At 49.6% G+C, this 423-nt stretch carries 1 protein-coding gene; it reads left to right on the forward strand.

Features of this window, described 5'->3' with window-relative positions:
* Positions 1-61: 61 nt before the first annotated feature.
* A partial coding sequence (locus JNB91_RS30435; RefSeq protein ID WP_220329131.1) for an anhydro-N-acetylmuramic acid kinase occupies positions 62-423 on the forward strand: 362 nt, incomplete at its 3' end.

Here is a 423-nt window from a genome sequence, read left to right on the forward strand (position 1 = left end):
GTATTCACGAAAAGTTTATGTTTGAGTGGTGCGCAAACGTCAGATTGAAAAAGGATGAACTATGAAATCGGGCCGCTTTATTGGCGTTATGTCAGGCACCAGCCTTGATGGTGTTGATGTTGTGTTAGCGACAATTGATGAACACCGGGTCGCACAGCTGGCAAGTTTGAGCTGGCCGATCCCGGTGTCTCTGAAACAGGCTGTACTGGATATTTGCCAGGGCCAGCAGCTTACACTTTCGCAGTTTGGACAGCTTGATACTCAACTCGGGCGACTTTTTGCTGATGCGGTCAATGCCTTGCTTAAGGAACAAAACCTGCAGGCGAGAGATATCGTTGCGATCGGCTGTCACGGTCAAACCGTCTGGCACGAACCGACGGGCGTGGCACCACACACTTTACAGATTGGCGATAACAATCAAAT

The organism is Aliirhizobium wenxiniae (assembly GCF_019511445.1).
Classification (GTDB): Bacteria; Pseudomonadota; Alphaproteobacteria; order Rhizobiales; family Rhizobiaceae; genus Neorhizobium; species Neorhizobium wenxiniae_A.